This window comes from Pseudomonas ceruminis, from assembly GCF_021602025.1.
GTDB classification, from domain to species: Bacteria; Pseudomonadota; Gammaproteobacteria; order Pseudomonadales; family Pseudomonadaceae; genus Aquipseudomonas; species Aquipseudomonas ceruminis.
Genome location: NZ_BQHW01000025.1, coordinates 16,489 through 31,924, shown reverse-complemented (window position 1 = coordinate 31,924; position 15,436 = coordinate 16,489). Strand labels below are relative to the sequence as shown.

General features: G+C 62.2%; 14 protein-coding genes. 6 read left to right on the top strand and 8 right to left on the bottom strand.

The window, feature by feature from the left end; translation table 11 throughout:
• Positions 1-101 precede the first annotated feature (101 nt).
• From L6D80_RS23610 to tcyJ, 4 genes are all read right to left on the bottom strand, one after another.
• Positions 102-1,343, bottom strand: a complete 1,242-nt coding sequence (locus L6D80_RS23610; RefSeq protein WP_054903144.1) for an SfnB family sulfur acquisition oxidoreductase — start codon at positions 1,341-1,343, stop codon at positions 102-104.
• A gap of 294 nt (positions 1,344-1,637) precedes the next feature.
• Positions 1,638-2,396, bottom strand: coding sequence for an L-cystine ABC transporter ATP-binding protein TcyN (gene tcyN, locus L6D80_RS23605; protein ID WP_176515544.1), 759 nt, complete (start codon positions 2,394-2,396; stop codon positions 1,638-1,640).
• Between the two features lies 1 nt (position 2,397).
• Positions 2,398-3,066: a cystine ABC transporter permease gene (gene tcyL, locus L6D80_RS23600; protein WP_054903142.1), complete on the bottom strand. Its 669-nt coding sequence runs from the start codon at positions 3,064-3,066 to the stop codon at positions 2,398-2,400.
• Positions 3,063-3,857, bottom strand: a complete 795-nt coding sequence (gene tcyJ, locus L6D80_RS23595; protein ID WP_054903141.1) for a cystine ABC transporter substrate-binding protein — start codon at positions 3,855-3,857, stop codon at positions 3,063-3,065. The genes tcyL and tcyJ overlap by 4 nt, the downstream gene beginning before the upstream one ends.
• Positions 3,858-4,127: 270 nt before the next feature.
• On the opposite strand from tcyJ, the gene epsC reads away from it, so the two are divergent.
• Both epsC and betT read left to right on the top strand, forming a co-directional pair.
• The gene (gene epsC, locus L6D80_RS23590) at positions 4,128-5,060 is read left to right on the top strand and encodes a serine O-acetyltransferase EpsC (protein WP_054903169.1); all 933 of its coding nucleotides are present in this window, start codon (positions 4,128-4,130) and stop codon (positions 5,058-5,060) included.
• 310 nt (positions 5,061-5,370) lie between these two features.
• Positions 5,371-7,332, top strand: a complete 1,962-nt coding sequence (betT, locus tag L6D80_RS23585) for a choline transporter BetT (protein WP_176515594.1) — start codon at positions 5,371-5,373, stop codon at positions 7,330-7,332.
• 48 nt (positions 7,333-7,380) lie between these two features.
• Here the strand turns inward: betT and tauD are convergent, their stop codons facing one another.
• From tauD to tauA, 4 genes are read right to left on the bottom strand one after another with little or no spacing between them, the layout of a single operon-like run.
• Positions 7,381-8,214: a taurine dioxygenase gene (tauD, locus tag L6D80_RS23580; protein ID WP_176515543.1), complete on the bottom strand. Its 834-nt coding sequence runs from the start codon at positions 8,212-8,214 to the stop codon at positions 7,381-7,383.
• Positions 8,215-8,261: 47 nt separating this feature from the next.
• Complete coding sequence (tauC, locus tag L6D80_RS23575; RefSeq protein ID WP_054903138.1) at positions 8,262-9,101, bottom strand: taurine ABC transporter permease TauC; 840 nt, start codon at positions 9,099-9,101, stop codon at positions 8,262-8,264.
• A complete protein-coding gene (tauB, locus tag L6D80_RS23570) occupies positions 9,098-9,886 on the bottom strand; it encodes a taurine ABC transporter ATP-binding subunit (protein ID WP_176515541.1) in 789 nt (262 codons plus the stop codon). Before tauB ends, tauC begins: the two co-directional genes overlap by 4 nt.
• A gap of 31 nt (positions 9,887-9,917) precedes the next feature.
• Positions 9,918-10,889 carry a taurine ABC transporter substrate-binding protein gene (gene tauA / locus L6D80_RS23565; RefSeq protein ID WP_054903136.1) on the bottom strand — a complete coding sequence of 324 codons (972 nt, stop codon included), beginning with the start codon at positions 10,887-10,889 and terminating at the stop codon, positions 9,918-9,920.
• Between the two features lie 499 nt (positions 10,890-11,388).
• Between tauA and L6D80_RS23560 the strand changes: the two genes are divergently transcribed.
• The 4 genes from L6D80_RS23560 to L6D80_RS23545 all read left to right on the top strand — a co-directional run bounded on the left by L6D80_RS23560 (position 11,389) and on the right by L6D80_RS23545 (position 15,402).
• Positions 11,389-12,717: an OprD family porin gene (locus L6D80_RS23560; RefSeq protein ID WP_054903135.1), complete on the top strand. Its 1,329-nt coding sequence runs from the start codon at positions 11,389-11,391 to the stop codon at positions 12,715-12,717.
• A gap of 168 nt (positions 12,718-12,885) precedes the next feature.
• Positions 12,886-13,524, top strand: coding sequence for a peroxiredoxin (locus L6D80_RS23555; RefSeq protein ID WP_054903134.1), 639 nt, complete (start codon positions 12,886-12,888; stop codon positions 13,522-13,524).
• A 233-nt stretch (positions 13,525-13,757) separates the two neighbouring features.
• Entirely contained in the window at positions 13,758-14,351 is a 594-nt protein-coding gene (ssuE, locus tag L6D80_RS23550; protein WP_176515539.1) for an NADPH-dependent FMN reductase, read from the top strand.
• A gap of 85 nt (positions 14,352-14,436) precedes the next feature.
• A complete protein-coding gene (locus L6D80_RS23545) occupies positions 14,437-15,402 on the top strand; it encodes a sulfonate ABC transporter substrate-binding protein (protein WP_054903132.1) in 966 nt (321 codons plus the stop codon).
• Positions 15,403-15,436 lie beyond the last annotated feature (34 nt).

Sequence of the window (15,436 nt, the reverse complement as noted above, 5' to 3'; positions counted from 1 at the left end):
CCCGCTGCCACAGGTACAGCGTTGACCTCAGGTTTCTTGAGATCTCTGTGGACGCGGGCCTGAGCTGCGAATGGGCTGCACAGCAACCCCAAGGGCCAAATTCAGATCCAGGAATGCCGCGCAGGCAGGGTGCCGTTCAGGTGGTAAGCGCCCACCGCGTGGTACTTCCAGCGCACGGGGTCGTGCAGCGTGTGCACCCGGGCGTTGCGCCAATGGCGGTCGAGGTTGAACTCGGCAAGGGTGGCGCGACTGCCGGCCAGCTCGAACAGCTTCTCGCTGGCTTGCAGCGAGATCTCAGTGGTGAGCACCTTGGCCTCTGCCACGGCAATCGAGGCGCGCGCCGCGGCGGCCGCATCGATGGGGGCGGCATTGACTTCGTCGAGGACCCGCGCAGCCCGGCGCAGCAGCGCCTGGGCAGCGTGCAGCTCGAGTTTCAGGCGGCCGATGTCGGCAATGACGTAAGGGTCATCGCTGGCGCGTTCGACCTTGGCCTCGATCCAGGGTCGCGACTTCTCACGCACGAAGCGGATGGTGTCTTCGATCGCGGCCTCGGCGATGCCGGCATCGATGGCGGCCTGGATCAGTTGCGACCCTGCGCCTTGAATATTGGGCGTGTCGCGCTGGCGCCAGTTGTCGATCACCAGGTCGGCATCGACCGGCACTCGGTCGAGCAACACGGTGCCGCTGGCCGTGGTGCGCTGGCCGAAGCCCGACCAGTCATCGACGATGCGCAGCCCCGGGGAGCCCCGGCGCACGAACGCCAAGCGCTGCCGGCCTTCGTCGTCCAGCGCCTTGACAGCCACCCAGTGGGCGAACAGGGCGCCGGTGGAGTAGAACTTCTCGCCGCTGATGCAATAGCTGTCGCCGTCGCGGGTGATCCGTGCCTTGAGGGTCAGGGTGTCCTTGGTGCCGCGCTCGGGCCCGGCATTGCCGATGCGCCAGCCGTCCAGCACGCTGCGGAAGATCAGCGCCTGCTGCGCCTCGGTGGCAGTCAGGCGCAGCAGCTGCAGCATGCCGAACTGGTTCTGCGGGATCTGCCCCAATGCCGGGTCGGCAGCGCTGATGATGCGGAACACCTCGGCGATGGTCTCGAACGAAACATCGGGGCCGCCATGGGCTTTGGGGACGCTGATACTGCCCAGGCCGCTGCGGGTGAACTGTTCGATCTCGGCCCAGGGTAACTTGCGTTGCTGGTCGCGACGCGCGGCCTGTTCGCGGGCGGCGTCTGCGAGTTCGCGGGCCGCTTGCAGGGCTTCGGCATCGTTGCGCAGTACCTTGGCCGGCAGCAGCAGGGGCGAGCTGTCGAGGTCGCTATGGAAGCGGGTATTTGGCTGGCTGGACATCAGTACCGCTCCTTGGCTGCACTCAATGCCCTGGCGATACGCACTGGGGTGATTGTGATCCTGACCATTCCTAACCTCACAAAGTGGATGCGTCGCTGCAGCTGATGGCGACTGACGTTTGCTGGTCCGGTGGTCCGGTTGATATACCCTAATGGCTTATCAAAAGTTTATGAACTAACTCTTTGGAATATATATAGAAGCGGGATTGGCTTCGCAGAGGTTGGCCCTGTCGCCGGCAAGTTTGCCCCTACCGGCTGCGCAGTGCTTGAAAACCGTGGTGTGCGTGGGGTTGGGCTATTCGGAAGCCGCTGTCCCGAGAAACTTACGCAAGAACTGCCGAGTTCGTTCTTCCCTTGGGCTGGCGAACAACGCTTTGGCTTCGCCCTGTTCCACGATTACGCCCTTGTCGAAGAAGATCACCCGGTTCGCCACATCGCGAGCGAAGCTCATTTCGTGGGTAACGATGATCATGGTGCGTTTTTCCTCGGCCAGGCCGCGGATGGTCGCCAGCACTTCACCGACCAGTTCTGGGTCGAGCGCCGAGGTGGGTTCATCGAACAGGATCACCTCCGGCTCCATGGCCAGTGCCCGGGCGATGGCCACGCGCTGCTGCTGCCCGCCGGACAGGCGCCGGGGGTAGGCGTCTTCCTTGCCTGCCAGGCCGACCTTGGCCAGCAGCGTGCGACCCAGTTCGATGGCCTGGACGCGCGGGGTTTTCTTGACGATCACCGGCCCTTCGATGACGTTTTCCAGCGCGGTACGGTGGGGGAACAGGTTGAAGCTCTGGAACACGAACCCGGCCTGCTGGCGCAAACGGCGAATAGCGCTCTGCTGGCCACCGAGCGGGCGGTTCGCATCGATGCTGATGTCGCCGATCTGGATACGCCCGGCATCGGGTGTTTCCAGCAGGTTGAGGCAGCGCAGGAAGGTGGTCTTGCCCGAGCCACTGGGGCCGATAATGGCCACCACTTCGCCGGGCTGCACGGTCAGGTCGATGCCGTTGAGCACGGTCTGGCCCTTGAACTGCTTGGTCAGGCCTTCTACTACGATCATCTCACTGCTCCTGGTCGTGCTGGTTGACCCGCGCTTCCATGCGGTTCTGGAAGTGCGCGAGGATGCTGCAGAGGATCCAGTAGATCACTGCCACCGCCAGGTACATGGTGAATACCTCGAACGTGCGGGCGGTAATCAGCTGTGCCTGGCGGAACAGCTCCGGCACCTGGATGGTCGCCGCCAGCGCGGTGTCCTTGACCAGCGAGATGAAACTGTTACCCAAGGGCGGCAGTGCGGTACGCAACGCCTGCGGCAGGATCGCCCGGCGCATCGCCTGGGTGCGGGTCATGCCGATGCTGGCGGCAGCTTCCCACTGGCCCCGGTCTATCGAGGAAATGGCCGAACGCAGGATCTCGCAGATGTACGCGGCCATGTTCAACGACAGGCCGATCAGCGATGCCGGGATCGGGTCGAGCTCGATGCCGATCTGCGGCATGCCGAAGTAGATCACGAACAGCTGCACCAGCAGCGGCGTGCCACGGAAGAACGAGACGTAGATGCGTGCCAGCCAGTTCAGCGGCAAGATCTTCGACAGGCGCATCAGTGCCAGGGCAAAGCCCAGCACCAGGCCGAAGAACATGCCGCCGACACTCAGCAGCACGGTGTAACCCGCACCCTTGAGCAGGAAGGGTGCGGAGTCGACAACCAGTTGCAGGCTTTCAGCGATCATTTAGTGACATCGGCACCGAAGTATTTCTCGGACAGCTTGGCCAGCGTGCCGTCGGCTTTGAGCTTGTCCAGCGCCTTGTTGATCGCAGCCAGCAGCTCAGGCTCGCCTTTGCGCAGGGCTACGCCGCTTTCCAGACGCGAGAAGGCATCGCCCGCCAGCTCGGTGTCCTTGGCTTTCTGCGCGTATTCCAGCGCAGCCAGACGGTCGATCAGGATGGCGTCGATGCGGCCGTTGCGCAGGTCGGCGAACTTGCTCGGGTCATCCTCGTAGGTGCGCACGTCCGCTTGCGGCACGTCCTTCTTGACCCACTGTTCGTAGTTGGTGCCCAGGCCCACACCGACCTTCTTGCCTGCCAGGTCTTCGGCCTTGTGGATGTTCAGGTCCGCGGCTTTCTTCTTCAGGATCAGCGCCTGGATGCCGGAGATGGTGTAGGGCTCGGAGAAGTCGTACTTCTTCTTGCGCTCTTCAGAGATGGTCACCTGGTTGATCACCACATCCAGGCGCTTGGACTCCAGAGCGGCGAGGATGCCGTCCCACTTGGTCGGTTGGACCTTGGCCTTGACCCCCAGCTCCTTGGCCAGCAGCTCAGACAGTTCGACCTCGAAGCCTGTCAGCTTGCCATTTTCGTCCTGGAAGCTGAACGGCGGGTAGGTGCCTTCGAGGCCGACGTTGATCACGCCCTTTTCCTGGATGGTCTTGAGTTGTTCGCCTGCGAATGCGTGGCTGAACAGACCCGCGCCCAGCAGAATGGCCAGGCTGGCATTGAGAAGCGGTTTGGCGAATTTCGACATGTCAGGCCCCGCGCTTGTTGTGGTAGTGGTGGGTGGCGACTATAGGGTTGGCCTGTTAGGCCAGGAAATAATAAAAAATTATTTTGTTATTACTTTTTATGTTTTCCCCAGGCGCTTGCTGCTTTGAAGGGTAGGCCAGGATGCCGGGTCCGTCATCGCTGCTTATGCCTGACTTAGCGCAGGATGGAATAAAGCGTTGTTTTTTCCAAGGGGCTGATTTGCCGTAAAGTGGTTTGCAAAATGACTGAATGGCCCTGGCAGGAGATCACCGTGAGCGAACAACCATCATCCGCGCATTGGCAGTTGCAGAGCATCGTCAGCGGCTTGCGCGGCGCCCGTGAGCAGTGGCGCAGCCGCAATGGCCGAAGCATTGGCGAGCAGGGCGGGCGCGAGTTGCCCTCGCGAGAGGCCATGCGGCAGATTCTCGAACAGCTCTGCGGAGCGCTGTTCCCGATGCGCCTGGGGCCGGTCGATCTGCGCGAAGAGAGCGAAGACTTCTACGTTGGCCACACCCTCGATGCCGCGTTGACGGCCTTGCTTGCCCAGGCCCGCCTGGAATTGCGTTACGCGGCACGTCAGAGCAAGGCCGACCTGGCCGCCGTGGATGCCCACGCGCTGCGCCTGATCCAGGATTTTGCCGCCGCCTTGCCGGGCCTGCGGGTGCTACTCGACACCGATGTGCTGGCGGCCTATCACGGCGACCCGGCGGCGCGTAGCGTCGATGAAGTACTGCTGTGCTACCCGGGCATCCTGGCGATCATCCACCACCGCCTGGCTCACCACTTGTACCAGGCGGGCCTGCCGCTGCTGGCGCGGATCAGCTCGGAGCTGGCGCACTCGGCGACTGGCATCGACATCCACCCCGGTGCGCAAATTGGCCCGAGCTTCTTCATAGACCATGGTACGGGTGTGGTCATCGGCGAAACGGCGATCATCGGCGAGGGCGTGCGGATCTATCAGGCCGTGACCCTGGGCGCCAAGCGCTTCCCCAGTGATGAGTCGGGGACGCTGCACAAGGGCCTGGCCCGCCACCCGATCGTCGAGGACGATGTGGTGATCTACGCCGGCGCTACCATCCTGGGGCGGATCACCATTGGCAAGGGTTCGACCATTGGCGGCAATGTGTGGCTAACCCGGAGTGTGCCGGCGCAGAGCAACATCACCCAGGCCAATCTACAGTTGGATTGCCAGGACAAGCATTGACCCGAGGTTTTTTGCCCATACCGACCCTGTCGCCGGCAAGCCGCTTCCCGCAGCGATTGCAACGTGCGTGTGAGCGCTGGCTTGCCGGTGATAGGGCGAACATGGCGCACCGGCCAGCACCCCGGGTCGCATCAAATGCCGATCCATGTTTAACTTGAACGCTTGTTCAACGAAAAAACGCTGGTCCGCTGCCGGTGTTCAACAGGAGGATTCCTTTGCTGAACCCGTTCAATCCGAACCTCACGTCATTCGACGAGGTGCATGAAGCATGACTGCACCGACCCCTTCCCTTGCCAATGGCAAGATCCGCATGAACCCCCCGGTGTTCTATTTTGCGGCGAGTTTCATCCTCATCTTCGGCCTGGTGGTCATCTCGCAACCGCAAGCAGCGGGTGAATGGCTCCTGGCAGCGCAGAACTGGGCGGCCAACACGGTCGGCTGGTACTACATGCTGGCCATGACCCTGTACCTGGTCTTCGTGGTGGTCACCGCCTTGTCCGGCTACGGCAAGATCAAGCTTGGCGCCGACCACGACGAACCAGAGTTCAGCTACCTGTCTTGGGCCGGCATGCTGTTTGCCGCCGGCATCAGTATCACGCTGTTCTTCTTCTGTGTTTCCGAGCCGCTGACGCACATGCTACAGCCCCCGCAGGGTGAGGGGGGCACGGCTGAGGCTGGGCGCCAGGCGATGCAGATACTGTTCCTGCACTGGGGCCTGCATGGATGGGGCGTGTTCGCCTTCGTCGGCATGGCGCTGGCCTATTTCGCCTATCGCCACAACCTGCCGCTGGCCCTGCGTTCGGCGTTATACCCCCTGATCGGCAAGCGCATCAATGGGCCGATCGGTTATGCGGTGGACGGCTTCGGTATCATCGCCACAGTGTTCGGCCTGGGGGCCGACATGGGCTTTGGGGTACTGCACCTGAACGCAGGCCTGGACTACCTGTTCGGCATCAGCCATAGCCAGTGGGTGCAGGTCACCCTCATCGCCCTGATGATGGGCGCGGCGGTGGCCGTGGCGGTGGCGGGGGTCGAGAAGGGCGTGCGGGTGATGAGCGACATCAACCTGTTCCTGGCCTGCGCCCTGCTGTTGTTCGTGCTGTTCGCAGGCCCGACCCAGCATTTGTTCAACACCCTGATCCAGAACCTTGGCGATTACCTCGGCGCCTTGCCGCGCAAGAGCTTCGACGTTTACGCCTACGGTGAGAACCGCGACTGGCTGGGTGGGTGGACAGTGTTCTACTGGGCCTGGTGGATTGCCTGGGCGCCCTTCGTGGGGCTGTTCATCGCCCGTATTTCACGCGGTCGGACCATTCGTGAGTTCGTCTTCGGCGTGCTGCTGATCCCGCTGGGTTTCACCCTGGCGTGGATGTCGATCTTCGGCAACAGCGCACTGGACCAGGTCATCAACCACGGCATGACCGCACTGGGTCAGTCGGCGCTGGACGATCCGTCCAGGAGCCTGTACTTGCTGCTGGAAACCTACCCGTGGAGCAAGACGGTGATCGCCGTCACGGTGTTCATCAGCTTTGTGTTCTTCGTCACCTCGGCCGACTCGGGCACGGTGGTGTTGTCGACCCTGTCTGCCAAGGGCGGTGACGCTGACGAAGACGGGCCGAACTGGTTGCGTATCTTCTGGGGGGCGATGACCGCGCTGATTACCAGCAGCTTGCTGTTCGCGGGCAGCATCGACTCATTGAAGTCGGCGGTGGTGCTGACCTCGCTGCCGTTCTCGCTGATCCTGCTGTGCATGATGTGGGGGCTGCACAAGGCGTTCTACCTTGAAGGCCAGCGGCAGATCGCGCAGATGCATTCGCTGGCGCCGTTCGCGCAATCCAGGCGCGGGCGCGGAGGCTGGCGCCAACGGTTGAGCCAGGCCGTGCACTTCCCTTCACGCGATGAGGTATACCGCTTCATGGACGACGTGGTGCGCCCGGCGATTGCCGACGTCCGCGAAGTGTTCGAGCAGAAGGGCCTGGTGCTGGTGACCCAGGACGACCCAAGCCATGACAACGTCAGCCTGAAAGTTGGCCATGGCGAAGAGCAGCCGTTCATCTACCAGGTGCAGATGCGTGGCTACTTCACCCCATCGTTCGCATTGGGTGGGCTGGGCACGCAGGAGTTGAAGAATCGCCGCTACTATCGGGCGGAAGTGCACTTGAGCGAAGGCAGCCAGAACTACGACCTGGTGGGCTACAGCAAGGAGCAGATCATCAACGACATCCTGGACCAGTACGAGCGGCACATGCAGTTCCTGCATCTGGTCAGGTAGAGGGCCAGGGGCCGCTTTGCGGCCCTTTCGCCGGCTAGGCCGCCGTTGTCAGAACGGCGCATCCCCAAGGATGGTCGCCCGGTGCATCACCCGCCGGTTCGGCCGGTAATCATCCACCGCAAAATGCTGGGTCACACGGTTGTCCCAGAACGCCACGTCATTTTCCTGCCAGCGCCAGCGAATGCTGAACTCCGGCCGTGTCGCATGGGCGAACAGCAGCTTGAGCAGGGCCTCGCTCTCCAGCTCGCTCAGTTCGTTGATCCGTGTGGTGAACCCTTCGTTGACGAACAGCGCCTTGCGCCCGCTCACCGGATGGGTGCGGACCACCGGGTGCGACAGCGGCGGGTTGTTGCGCCGGGTAGCCTCCCAGCGGACGAGGTCCTCTGGCGTGGTGCCGAAGCGCTCGAGCGGGAACGACTTGGTGAAGTCATGGGTTGCGGTCAGGCCGTCGAGCATCGCCCGCAGCGGCGCCGAAAGGGCCTCGAGCGCCGCGATGCCACTGGCCCACAAGGTGTCGCCACCGTAAGCCGGTAGCTGTTTGGCACTGAGTACTGCGCCCAGCGCCGGGGTTGGCAGGAAGGTCACGTCGGTGTGCCACACGGCGTTGTCGCGCACGTCGGTGACCGCCGTGTCGAGGACCAGCACCTGTGGGGTTTCTGGCACGTTCGGGTAGATCGGGTGAATGTGCAGATCGCCGAAGCGGGCAGCGAAACGCGCTTGCTGCTCAGGTGTGATCGGCTGGTCGCGGAAGAACAGCACCTGATGCTGGAGCAGCGCCTGCTCGATGGCGTCACGCTGCTCGGGCGTGATCTCACGGCTGATGTCCACGCCGCTGATCTGGGCACCAAGCGCCGGGCTGAGGGGGGTGATGGTCAGGCTCATGTCGGTTCTCGTTCTAGGCGCCGGTCTGCCGGCGTGGTCAGTCGAATTCAGTGGCTCTGCCCATGCCAGGGCACCAGTTTGCGCTGCAGGGCGCGCAGGCCCATCTCCAGGGCAAACGCGATCAGGGCAATCAGCAGGATGCCCAGCACCACCACATCGGTGACCAGGAACTGCGCCGCCGATTGCACCATGAAGCCCAGGCCGCTGGTGGCGGCGATCAACTCGGCCGCGACCAGTGTCGACCAGCCCACACCCAGGCCGATACGAATGCCCGTGAGGATGTCGGGCAGGGCACTGGGCAGGATCACGTGGCGGATCAACTGCGCCTTGGTGGCGCCCAGAGACTGCGCGGCGCGCAGCTTGGCCGGGTCGACAGTGCGCACACCGGTGGCGGTGGCGATGGCAATCGGCGCAAAGATTGCCAGGTAGATCAGCAGCACCTTGGACAGCTCACCGATACCGCACCAGATGACAATCAGCGGCAGGTAGGCCAGCGGCGGAATCGGCCGGTAGAACTCGATCAGCGGGTCGAGGATGCCGCGGGCAACGCGGTTGTAGCCGATCGCGATACCGACCGGGATGGCGGTCAGGGTGGCGGCGACCAAGGCAAGGCCGATGCGGCCCAGGCTTGCACCCAGGTGCTGCCACAGGCTGGCGTCCATGTAGCCTTGGGTGAGCAAGGTCCAGGCTCTGGCCAGGATGTCGCCAGGCGAAGGCAGGAACAGGGGTTCGATCCAGCCGGCGGCGGTCACCAGCCACCAGACCAGCAACAGGCTGGCCAGGGTCAGGGTGCTGATCCAGCGGGTGGACAGCTGACGGCGGGCCTTTGCGGCTGGCCGGGGTTGAGTGTCGTGCTTGCCGGCGACCGGCAGATCCAGGCTGCTCATGCGCGCTCCTGCAGGCTTTGGCGTTGGGAGAACACCCGCGCCAGCACATGCTCGCGGGTTTCGATGAAACGTGGGTCGGACTTGATCGCCCGAGCCGACTCACCGGCGGCGTAGCGCTGGCCGAAGTCCAGTTGCAGGCGCTCGACCACACGGCCGGGGTTGGGCGCCAGCAGCACCAGCTCACTGGCGAGGAACACGGCTTCCTCGATGTCGTGGGTAATCAGGAACACTGGTTTGGCGGTGCGCTGCCAGACTTGCAGCAACAGCTCCTGCATCTGCTCACGGGTAAAGGCATCAAGCGCACCGAAGGGTTCGTCCATCAGCAGAACCCTCGGGTCGGCCGCCAGTGCGCGGGCCAGGCCCACGCGCTGCTTCTGGCCGCCGGACAATTGCCAGATACGCCGCTCGCCAAACCCATCGAGGTCGACCAGTGCGAGCATTTCACGGGCCTTGGCTTCCCGTTGTGGGCGTGGCACGCCGGCCAGCTCAAGACCGAAGGCGACATTGCCCAGTACGTTCTGCCATGGCAGCAGGGCATCGTCCTGAAACACCACGCCGCGTTCGGCACCGGGGCCTTGCACCGGCACGCCGTCGAGGGTGATGCGCCCGCCGCTGGGGGCGACGAAGCCGGCAATCAGGTTGAGCAGCGAAGTCTTGCCGCTGCCCGATGGCCCCAGGGCCACCAGCAGCTGGCGTGGGCCCAGGCTCAGGTTGATGTCGGCCAGCACCGGGGTGCTGGCGCCGGGGTACTGTGCGCTGATGCGCTCCAGCTCGAGCAAGGCCATGACAGGCTCCGGATCAATTAGGAAGGAACATTCAATTGGGCAGGAATTTTGCGCTCACGTACGGCGAGTAGTCCGGCAGTACGGCGTCGACCTTGCCTTGTTGCTTGAGGAAGTTGGCGGTGTCGGTCAGCGCTTTGGTGGTCGGTGCGCCCAGCGCGTTGGCTTGGTCGGCCACCAGCGGGTAGACGTTGCCTTCCAGCAGCACCGGGATATCGCTGGCCTTGGCACCGGACAGTTTGGCCAGCTTGGTCACGTTGTTCTGATCGGCCAGCCAGGCTTTTGGGTCCTTGCGGTAGTCGGCGTAGGCGTCGAGGGTGACCTTGGCAAAGGCCTTGACCACGTCGGGGTGCTTCTGGGCAAAGTCCTTGCGCACGATCCATGCGTCGAAGGTCGGTGCGCCTTTTTCGGCCAGCTCGCCGGAGGTAATCAGCACCTTGCCGTTTTCTTTCGCCACACCCAGGGCTGGGTCCCAGACGTAGGTGGCATCGATGTCGCCGCGCTTCCAGGCGGCAATGATCGCTGGGGGTGCAAGGTTGAGGATCTGCACCTTGGATGGGTCGATGTTCCAGCTCTTGAGCGCTGCCAGCAGGCTGTAATGGCCGGTGGAAACGAACGGTACGGCGACTTTCTTGCCGATCAGGTCTTGTGGGGTCTTGATGCTGTCGCGGGCGACCAGTGCCTCGCCAGCGCCAATCTGGGTGGCGATCAGGAAGGTCTCGACCGGCAGCTTGCGGGTCGCGGCAGCGGCCAACGGGCTGGAGCCCAGGTAACCAATCTGCACGTCGCCGCTGGCAACGGCGGTGATCACGTCGGCACCGTTATCGAACTTGCGCCAGGCGATATCCGCCTTGCTGGCTTTTTCATAGGCGCCGTCGGCCTGAGCCACCTTGGCTGGGTCGACGGTGGTCTGGTAGGCAACGGTCAGGTCGGCAGCCTGTGCCAACCAGCTGGTGCCGGCGAGGGTCAGGGCGGCGAACAGGCGCAGGGGCGCGTGCGGGATCATGGTTGAACCTCTCGTCAGCAATCAGTGGGGTGGATGGCGAGAGACTAAATGATCTAAGAAATGTTAAATAAATAACGTTTTAGAATTAGCTTAGGAGCCAAATGCCTTACGCGCGGAAGGGGTTGCCCCGACCGCAATGGCGAAATTTTGGTGGGCTGCTAGGCTTGGCCCCTTCACAGAACGATGAGGAATAAGGTTATGAGCAATCGTTTGCAAATAACCTAACGTTATCAGAAGCCCCTGCCGATACAGCTTTTGGCAGTAATGGTTCCGAACATATTCCGTAAAAATCTTACAAATTCATAAAACGGTCATTTTGGATTTATAGGATTGTCATTATCCTGTAGCGCAGGTGGCGTCTTAGACCAAAGTCGTGAAATGTTCAGTAACGATTGACTTATTGGTCACAGTTTGGGACTAAATCGCCAATCCACGGTGAGCGGGGCAGTAGATCCCACCGCCAGAGATACACAAGAATTAGAACGTAGAGGAGCAAAACATGTACAAGTCCAGCCTGGCTCTGGCCGTGGCACTGGGGGTTCTCGCCCAACAAGCAGGCGCTGCCGGTTTTGTAGAGGACAGCAAGCTGTCCCTCAGCTCGCGCACCATGTACTTCAACAACGACAACCGTGACGGCGGCGCTGACAACCGTGAATCGGGTCAGGGCTTCAAGCTCGACTACCTGTCCGGTTTCACCGAAGGCACCGTTGGCTTCGGTGTCGACGTCCAGGCCCTGTGGGGTATTCACCTGGATGGCGGCCGTGGCAAGCACCCTGACAACAGCTCCTTCTTCCCGAGCGACACCGACGGCTCTGCGGTAAGCCAGTGGGCGCGCGTGGGTGGTAATGCCAAGGCACGTTTCTCCAAGACCGAGGTTCACTACGGTAGCGCCCTGGCGCCGAACCTGCCGATCCTGGTTTCCAACGATGGTCGTCTGCTGCCGCAAACCTTCGAGGGTGGCACCATCCAGTCGAAGGAAATCGACAACCTGACCATCAACGCCGGTCAGCTGACCCACGCCATGGGCCGTGCTTCGAGCAACCGCACCGGCCTGTCGGTCAACGGCGGTACCCAGGACAGCAACAAATTCCGTTACGGCGGCCTGGACTACAAGCTCACCAAAGACCTGACCCTGCAGTACTACTACTCGAACCTGGAAGACTACTACAAGCAGCACTTCCTGGGCCTGACCCACGTGTTCCAGATCGATCAGGACCAATCGTTCAAGACTGACCTGCGCTACTTCGACAGCAGCAGCGATGGCAAGAACGGTGACGCCGGCTACCGCTTCAACAACAACGGCGGCTACGCCCGCAACGCTGGCGAGGTCGATAACAAGACCTGGTCCGCGATGTTCACCTACACCCTGGGTGGCCATGCGCTGATGCTCGGTCACCAGCGCGTGAACGACGACGGTGGTTTCGTCTGGCTGAACCAGGGCAGCGTAGTTGACGGCAACGGCCGCAACGAAGGCGCCGGCGGTTCGAGCTTCTACCTGTTCACCGACAGCATGATCAACCAGTTCGCCAAGGCCGGTGAAAACACCACCTTCGGTCAGTACTCGTATGACTTCGCGCGTCTGGGCGTGCCAGGCCTGAAAGCCTCCATCGCCTACCTCAAGGGCGAAGACGGCAAGAACGCCAACGGCAACGGTACCTTCAGCGAATGGGAACGTGACGCTCGCGTCGACTACGTTATCCAGGAAGGCACCTTCAAGGGCCTGGGCGCCAGCCTGCGTCACGGCGTATACCGTGGCACTGGCACCAGCTCGCTGGCTGACCAGGATCAGACCCGTCTGATCTTCAACTACACTTACAACTTCCTGTAAGCCGTAGCTGCAGCAGAAGAAGCCTCGCCTGGTGCGAGGCTTTTTTATGCCTGCAATCTCTTGTTCCTTATGGTTATAAATAAATCAGTATTTATTCTTTTTATTTTTAATCAGATGCAGGCACATTGAACCTCACAAGGCCAGAACACAGCACAGGAGCCGCACCCCATGAGCCTCAAACTCGGCGATATCGCCCCCGACTTCGAACAGGATTCCAGCGAAGGCAAGATCCGCTTCCACGAATGGCTCGGCAACAGCTGGGGTGTGCTGTTCTCCCACCCGGCCGACTTCACGCCGGTGTGCACCACTGAGCTGGGCCTGACCGCCAAGCTCAAGGATGACTTCGCCAAGCGCGGGGTCAAGGCCATTGCCCTGTCGGTGGACCCGGTCGACTCGCACCATCGCTGGATCGAAGACATCAACGAGACCCAGAACACCGTGGTCAACTTCCCGATCATCGCCGACGCCGACCGCAAGGTGTCCGAGCTGTACGATCTGATCCACCCCAACGCCAACGACACGCTGACTGTGCGTTCGCTGTTCGTCATCGACCCCAACAAGAAGGTGCGCCTGACCATTACCTATCCGGCCAGTACCGGGCGCAACTTCAACGAGATCCTGCGGGTGATCGACTCGCTGCAGCTCACTGACAACCACAAGGTCGCCACACCAGGTAACTGGCAGGACGGCGACGACGTGGTGATCGTGCCTTCGCTCAAGGACGAAGAAGAGATCAAGCAGCGCTTCCCCAAAGGTTATCGCGCTGTGAAACCGTATCTGCGGCTGACCCCGCAACCTAACCGTTAACGCATTCCTCGTTGCATTGCTCTTAGCCATAGCAGGGATTTTCGGGCCGTTTCGACGGCCCTTTTTTATGCCTGCACGCTTTAGTCCGCAGCCGGTGGAAGAGGCCGGCTTTTACGTGAGGCGTGCTATCTGTCGATAAAAGCAAAATGGAATAAACAAATGAAAAAATATGATTTCTAGATATATAACCGGGCTGGTAATGTCACCCCAACAAAACACAAGGAAGCGCTCCAATGCTGGTCGTCTCAATCGGTGGTAGCCCCAGTACCCGTTCACGCTCCGGCGTGCTGCTCGAGCGCTCGCGCCAGTGGCTGCAGGACCGTGGCGTAGAGGTGGTGAGCTTCCAGGTGCGTGACTTTCCAGCCGAGGACTTGCTCCATGCGCGCTTCGACAGCCCGCAGGTGCAGCACTTCCAGCAACTGGTAGCCCAGGCCGACGGCCTGGTGGTGGCAACCCCGGTATACAAGGCGTCGTTCGCCGGAGCCCTGAAGACGTTGCTCGACCTGCTGCCCGAGCGCGCACTGGAGCACAAGATCGTGCTGCCCATCGCCACCGGTGGCAGCATCGCCCACATGCTGGCGGTGGATTACGCGTTGAAGCCGGTGCTGTCGGCACTCAAGGCCCAAGAGACCCTGCAAGGGATCTTCGCCGACGACAGCCAGATCGCCTACGGAGAAGGCGCGAAGCCAGCCCAGCTGGCACCCGCTCTGGAAGAGCGCTTGCACGATTCGCTGGAAACATTCCACGTCGCCCTGGCCCGTCGGCCGCGCCCCGTGGCACCTGGTGTACTCAATGAACGCCTGATCAGCGCCCGCTGGAGCATCTGACCCGGCCTTACCGCTGTACCACCTTACTCGCCCGTCAACGAGGCAAGCAGGTGCAACCCGAACCCCATTCGCACAGGAGAGCGCCATGCGCACAGTCTTCTTGCGTCGCGGTCTGGTCGCCCTGTTTGCGGCGGCTGTATCTTTCGGCGCCATTACCCAAGCCCAGGCGGAAAGCCTGCGTATCGGTTATCAGAAATACGGCACCCTGGTGCTGCTCAAGGCCAAGGGTACGCTGGAAAAGCGCCTGGCCGAGCAGGGTGTACAGGTGCAGTGGACCGAGTTTCCCGGCGGCCCGCAGTTGCTTGAAGGCTTGAACGTCGGCTCGATCGACTTTGGCGTTACCGGCGAGACACCCCCTGTATTTGCCCAGGCGGCCGGCGCCGATCTGCTCTACGTCGCCTACGAGCCACCTGCGCCCCACAGCGAAGCCATCCTGGTGCCCAAGGGTTCGCCGATTCAGTCGGTGAAGGAACTCAAAGGCAAGAAGGTCGCCTTGAACAAAGGTTCCAACGTGCACTACCTGCTGGTGCGCGCGCTGGAAGACGCTGGCCTGAAATACAGCGACATCCAGCCTGTCTACCTGCCACCATCCGATGCCCGCGCCGCCTTCGAGCGTGGCAGCGTCGATGCCTGGGTCATCTGGGACCCGTACCAGGCGGCTGCCGAGCAGCAGCTGCAGGCACGCACCCTGCGTGACGGCCAGGGCCTGGTCGACAACCATCAGTTCTACCTGGCCACGCGCAACTACGCCACCCAGCACCCTGCGGTGATCAGCGCCCTGATCGAAGAAGTCCGTGCTGTGGGTGAATGGTCCCAGGCCAACCCGCAACAAGTGACCGACCAGGTTGCGCCGCTGCTGGGCCTGCCCGCCGACATCACCCTGACCTCGGTCAAGCGCCAAGGCTACGGAGCCGCGCCGCTGACGCCCGAGGTGGTAGCCGCGCAACAGAAAATCGCCGACACCTTCCAGGCGCTCAAGCTGATACCCAAGCCGCTGAGCATCAAGGACGTGATCTGGACACCCCCAGCCAAGGTCGCCAGCGCGCCTTGATCGATTCGCCTGCGCCGGGGCGCCGCTCCGGCTT

Bases quoted from the DNA above. Each gene is read 5' to 3' on its own strand.
- L6D80_RS23610 (WP_054903144.1), bottom strand. From the start codon at position 1,343: ATGTCCAGCCAGCCAAATACCCGCTTCCATAGCGACCTCGACAGCTCG.
- tcyN (WP_176515544.1), bottom strand. From the start codon at position 2,396: ATGATCGTAGTAGAAGGCCTGACCAAGCAGTTCAAGGGCCAGACCGTG.
- tcyL (WP_054903142.1), bottom strand. From the start codon at position 3,066: ATGATCGCTGAAAGCCTGCAACTGGTTGTCGACTCCGCACCCTTCCTG.
- tcyJ (WP_054903141.1), bottom strand. From the start codon at position 3,857: ATGTCGAAATTCGCCAAACCGCTTCTCAATGCCAGCCTGGCCATTCTG.
- betT (WP_176515594.1), top strand. From the start codon at position 5,371: ATGAACCCCCCGGTGTTCTATTTTGCGGCGAGTTTCATCCTCATCTTC.
- tauD (WP_176515543.1), bottom strand. From the start codon at position 8,214: ATGAGCCTGACCATCACCCCCCTCAGCCCGGCGCTTGGTGCCCAGATC.
- tauC (WP_054903138.1), bottom strand. From the start codon at position 9,101: ATGAGCAGCCTGGATCTGCCGGTCGCCGGCAAGCACGACACTCAACCC.
- tauB (WP_176515541.1), bottom strand. From the start codon at position 9,886: ATGGCCTTGCTCGAGCTGGAGCGCATCAGCGCACAGTACCCCGGCGCC.
- tauA (WP_054903136.1), bottom strand. From the start codon at position 10,889: ATGATCCCGCACGCGCCCCTGCGCCTGTTCGCCGCCCTGACCCTCGCC.
- L6D80_RS23560 (WP_054903135.1), top strand. From the start codon at position 11,389: ATGTACAAGTCCAGCCTGGCTCTGGCCGTGGCACTGGGGGTTCTCGCC.
- L6D80_RS23555 (WP_054903134.1), top strand. From the start codon at position 12,886: ATGAGCCTCAAACTCGGCGATATCGCCCCCGACTTCGAACAGGATTCC.
- ssuE (WP_176515539.1), top strand. From the start codon at position 13,758: ATGCTGGTCGTCTCAATCGGTGGTAGCCCCAGTACCCGTTCACGCTCC.
- L6D80_RS23545 (WP_054903132.1), top strand. From the start codon at position 14,437: ATGCGCACAGTCTTCTTGCGTCGCGGTCTGGTCGCCCTGTTTGCGGCG.